Source organism: SAR202 cluster bacterium, from assembly GCA_016872355.1.
Classification (GTDB): Bacteria; Chloroflexota; Dehalococcoidia; order Lucifugimonadales; family VGZY01; genus VGZY01.
Map to the genome: position 1 here is coordinate 1 of VGZY01000117.1, position 4,777 is coordinate 4,777.

Genomic DNA, 4,777 nt, shown 5'->3' on the forward strand with positions numbered 1-4,777 from the left:
GTCCTCGATTGCCATGGACCAGCCCTGCCGCTCCATCCTTCCGGTAGGTCGCCAGAAGCCTCCATACCTGGCGCTCCGATACCCCCAATGCCGTGGCAGCTTGAGCCTTTGTCAATCGCTTCTCAAGGACAGCGTTCAACACTACCGTTCGTTTAGCCTCTCTCTCGCTCATTGTCAGTTCTTTCATAGACTGACATTTTCACTGCTCCCTTAACCCCTGACACTATCACTGCACCAATGCATAGCCGGGGCACTTTGTTTGCCCCGCGCATCTTTCAGGTACAATATCACCTGCCTAACGCCCGGTAACCAGGAGAGACCCAATGGACTTCTACCGCCCGCAGAAGGGCACGCCCGTGAGCGAGCTAGAGACACCCTGCTTCATCGTGGACATGGACGCGCTGGAGAGCAACTTCCGCGTCATCGCGGACACGTACCGCAACACCGCGGTCAAGATGCGCGAGCACACCAAGAACCTCAAGAGCCCGTTCATCGCGAAGCTGCAGATAGACATCGGCGGCACGAACGGCGGCGTCTGCACCGCCAAAGTGTCAGAGGCGGAGGTAATGGTCCAGGGCGGCATCAAGGACATTCTCATCCCGAACCAGATAGTCACGGACGAAAAGATCGCCCGCCTGTGCGCCCTGGCGAAGGTGGGCGACATGAAAGTCTGCGTGGACAACGAGCGCAACGTCCGGGACATCGCGCGCGTGGCCTCCGCGAACGGCGTAACCATCGGCATCCTGATAGAGATCGACACGGATATGCACCGCGCCGGCGTGCGCACCAGCAAACACGCCGTGGAGCTTGCGAAGCTGGCGTCCAGCCTGCCCGGCGTGGCGTTCCGCGGCGTGATGAGCCACCAGACGATCGACGGCTGGCCGGACAAGGAGACGCGGTACATCGTTGGGCGCAAGTTCTTTGACATCTGCATGGAGGCGGTGAAGGCGATCGAAAAGGCCGGGATGCCGGTAGAGATCGTCTCCAGCGGCGAGACCTATACGTACGACCTGGCAACGGAGATCCCGGGGGTGACGGAGGTCGAGGGGGGGACGTATGCGCTAATGGACGTCACGAACGCGTACATGACCGAGTTCCAGATGGCCGGCATGCTGCTTGCTACGGTTGTGAGCGCGCCGCGCCCGGGCGTTGCGGTGGCGGACATCGGCACGCGGGCAATATGCCCCATCAAGGGTTATTGGCCCAAAGTGGCGATGAAGGGCGTGACCATTGAGGAGCTACATTCCGAACACATGGTGCTCAAGCTGGACGCCGGCGTGAAGATAAAGGCGGGAGACAAACTTACCGTGCACCCGGGCTACCAGGACGGCCTGGTCAACCGCTGGGACCAGTTCATCGCCATCCGCGGCGGCCAGGTGGAGGCGGTCTACGACATCCCGGGAAGAGGATGCTTCTACTAAGACAGCCCCTACCTGCATACCACCACGGTGTCGGCAATCATGTCATGGAGCGCCTGCTTTTTTTCGAAAAGGCGGCCATGAGGTAACCTATCATGAACGTGAAGGCAGAGATGTACTTCGCAAAGTGGCGGCCGGTCGCCCGTCCAAAGCTGAGGCGGCGGCCGCTGGAGTCTGTGACGTAGATCTTCATCGCGCGCTTGCCGAAGGTGGCCTGGGTAGGGCCGCTCTCCAGCCACGCGGAGTAAAGCCAGCGGCCGACGATGAAGACCACGTAATAGAGTACGGTGAACACGCCTATTAGCGCGTCTGCGCCATCGCTGTCCGTCCCGGAAATCCCTCCAGCGGCGGCGGCTACGACTGTCAGAACCACGAACCCGGCGATGAAGCCGGCCATCACGATAAATGCATCAACGAGGTTGGCGCAGAACCGGACCCACAGGCTCGCGTACCTGACGGCGACGGGTGGAGCGTCGGTCGACGCGGCAACGGCAGACAGGAGTGGAGAGTAGTCTACGGGCAGACCGGAAGGCGAGCCCTGGGCCACGCCTGCCCCAACAGGTTGGGCCGCCGGAGCTGTCTCTTTCCCGCAGTGCGGGCAGAATTTTACGTCTGTGCTTACCTGCTTTCCACAAGTCGCGCAGAACATTTGCCGTCATCTCCGGGGACCTGGATATAGGCTTCCGCCTGATGCGGCAGGTTACTATGCGGGTATCGTGCTGTCATCGAGCACGTGCGACTTTTTTCGGCACAGACTACACCCTCCCCACCCTTGTCACTCCAAGCTCGTCAGCAAGCCCATCGAGGTACTTCACCACGTCGCGGTGGAGGGGAATGCCGGTCGCGCGGCGGCGCTGCTCCTCCTAGTACGCCTGCAGCACGGCGTAGACCACGCGGTCGAAACCCGGCGCGGGCCGGGTCTCCCTGAGGGCGCGGAGCATGACGTCCATGTTTTTCTTGAAGGTCGCCACGTCCGTAAACTCCTCAATGTTGTACGCGACGAAGTGGTGGCATGAGCCCACGTCCTCGCCGTCCATGCCGGAGCCCTGCCCTGCCAGCATCGCGCCCGTGATCACCACCATCACGCTCAGGCCGTAGCCCTTGTGCGAGCCAAGCTCGCGCGTGCTGCCGAGGGGAATGCGGAAGTACTTTCCCGACGGTATGGGGCCTTCCTTCATAATGGGCACGCCGTTGGCGTCCGCTATCCAGCCGGGGAGGATGTTCGTGCCGAGCCTTTTGGCAAGGTTGAGCTTTCCACCTGCGACTGCGGACGTGGCCACATCGAACAGGAAGCGCGGCTCCTCACCCGCCGGCGCGGCGAAGGCGATGGGGGTGGTGCCCAGGCGTCCCTCGGCGGCGCCCGTGGGAAGGACACCGTCCCGTCCCCCTGCCCCGCTCATGCAGAGCCCCACCATGTTCTCCCTGGCCGCCAGCTCCGCGTAGGTGCCGATGGCGCCGGTATTGCCGCAGTTGAACGCCGTGACAACGCCGATGCCCACCGTGCGCGCCTTCTCGATTGCCATGCGCATGGCCTTGACACTCTGGATGGCGCCCAGGCCGTTATCGCCGTCGATTACGGCTGTGCCCGGGGTCTGCCGGACGATGCGCGGCTGGGGCCGCAGGTTGCACGAGCCGGCGCGGTAGCGGTCCACGTATGCCCGCACGGCTGTAGAGGCGCCATGCGTCTCCACGCCGAGCAGGTCCGTCGCGACGATGCAGTCCGCCAGGATGGCGCAGTCTTCTTCTGACAGCCCGATCTTGCGGAAGACTGCGTGGATAGTGCCCCTCAGCGACTCGTGGGAAACGCGGACCCAGTCCTCTTCCCGTGTCTGGAACGGCTTCAGCATGTTGTCCCCTTGCGGCTAGATGTTCTTCTCCCAGACCAGCGTGCCGGCCATATAGTCGTGCAGGCCCTGCTTCTTTTCCGTGAAGGCGGCCATAATATACCCGACGTAGAAGGTCATATTTGAGACTATCTTCCCCAGGTTCCTGCCCAGCGCCCGGCCAAATGTAAGCCTGCGCCCCTCCATGTCGGTCACGTAGAGTCCAAGCACCATCTTCCCCACGGTGCCCTGCTGTTTTGAGCTCTCCATGATCGAGCCGTATACAACAATCACGGTGGTGGAAACGACGAAGAATGCCACCCCCAGGACCAAAAACGCAACGAAAAAGGCCAACATCTCTTCATCCGTCATGGCGGGCGACCAAAATGTCCCGTCGCTGAAACCCGGCATGCCCAGTAACAAAGGGAAGAAGATAAAACTCAACATGCCCGTTACGGCGCTCAGGATCGCGCTGTCAAGCAGGAAAGCCAGCAGGCGCTTCCAGAAGTCGGCATATTTGGGCGCCGGGGGCAGGGCCTGCGCCGGTGGAGCTAGCGACGCGGGCACTGCGCCCGTCGCCGCTTCCGTCCCCGCCGGGGCGACCGCCAGCCTGGCTCCGCAGTGCGCGCAAAAGCTCGCGCCCTGCTGGGCCTCCTTGCCGCAATTGGAGCAGAACATCCGGATACCTCCGTGTCTGAAATGGGTCCGGGGGCATCCCCTCAGGGGCTGCCGGGAGGCGGTTGGGTCCGCCACTCCTGGATAGTCTTCCACCGGGCAGAGACCACCAGGGTATTCGCAGCAAAATCGTGCAGGGCTTGTCGTTTTCGGGTGACTACCGCTATCAGAAGGCCAAACAGCATGAACTGACCGAGAAAGAGCTTGACGAAGTTTCTTGTTACCGCTTTGCCGAAGGTCATCTCGTAGTTGCGCGCGCTGACGACGCGGAGGCCGATAAGCTTCTTTCCGAACGTGGACTGGCCCGGGGAGGCCTCCAGAAGCGTGCCGTACAGGAGGAGGCTGAGGGGTACCGAAATCAGGAGATGCAGGCCCATGGCGCCCAGGATGAACCCGATCGCCAGAGCGATCACGGTATCGACTATGAACGCCCACACCCGCTCGTCGAAGCCGGCGATGGGGTCCTGCGCCGGGACGGGCTCGGACGATGCAAGCGGCCTGAGCAGGAGCGGTCGGCCTGCGTCCAGACCGGTCCTCACTCCCGGCTTAACCCCGACCTTGCCGAGCAGGCTTTCAATCTTTGCGCCGCACCGGTCGCTCTGTGCGGCATCGTCGTCCACTCTCGACGCGCACTTTGGACAGAGCATCCGGTCACCTCCACTTTAGTGAAGACACCGCCGCCGGAAACATAACGTATTATCACCAGGCCATTCTGTCAATCTGCGCGTTCGCCATTCCCGTGTCAATGCTCAATGACTTTGTCAGTCTTACTGCTCAGTGATTTTGTCAGTACGACTGGTTTTGGTTGAATCAGTCTCGATCTCCAAGGGTGATCTTGAGCCGGCTTTCGATCCTTGGGCG

5 protein-coding genes and 1 pseudogene are annotated in these 4,777 nt (G+C 61.8%); 1 reads left to right on the forward strand and 5 read right to left on the reverse strand.

Annotation, left to right across the window (positions count from 1 at the left end; genetic code table 11):
- Window positions 1-187 (reverse strand): helix-turn-helix domain-containing protein (locus FJ319_14455; GenBank protein MBM3935467.1); only part of this gene is annotated, 187 nt, incomplete at its 3' end.
- A 136-nt stretch (window positions 188-323) separates the two neighbouring features.
- Here FJ319_14455 and FJ319_14460 point away from each other — a divergent pair.
- Entirely contained in the window at window positions 324-1,421 is a 1,098-nt protein-coding gene (locus tag FJ319_14460) for a hypothetical protein (GenBank protein ID MBM3935468.1), read from the forward strand.
- An 8-nt stretch (window positions 1,422-1,429) separates the two neighbouring features.
- On the opposite strand, the pseudogene FJ319_14465 reads toward FJ319_14460, so the two are convergent.
- The 4 genes and pseudogenes from FJ319_14465 to FJ319_14480 form a co-directional block, all read right to left on the reverse strand.
- Window positions 1,430-2,067, reverse strand: a pseudogene (locus FJ319_14465) (zinc-ribbon domain-containing protein).
- A 214-nt stretch (window positions 2,068-2,281) separates the two neighbouring features.
- On the reverse strand, window positions 2,282-3,265 hold the full coding sequence (locus FJ319_14470) for an Ldh family oxidoreductase (protein MBM3935469.1): 984 nt from the start codon (window positions 3,263-3,265) through the stop codon (window positions 2,282-2,284).
- Between the two features lie 15 nt (window positions 3,266-3,280).
- Window positions 3,281-3,919: a zinc-ribbon domain-containing protein gene (locus tag FJ319_14475; GenBank protein MBM3935470.1), complete on the reverse strand. Its 639-nt coding sequence runs from the start codon at window positions 3,917-3,919 to the stop codon at window positions 3,281-3,283.
- A gap of 41 nt (window positions 3,920-3,960) precedes the next feature.
- The gene (locus FJ319_14480) at window positions 3,961-4,563 is read right to left on the reverse strand and encodes an RDD family protein (GenBank protein MBM3935471.1); all 603 of its coding nucleotides are present in this window, start codon (window positions 4,561-4,563) and stop codon (window positions 3,961-3,963) included.
- Between the last annotated feature and the right edge of the window lie 214 nt (window positions 4,564-4,777).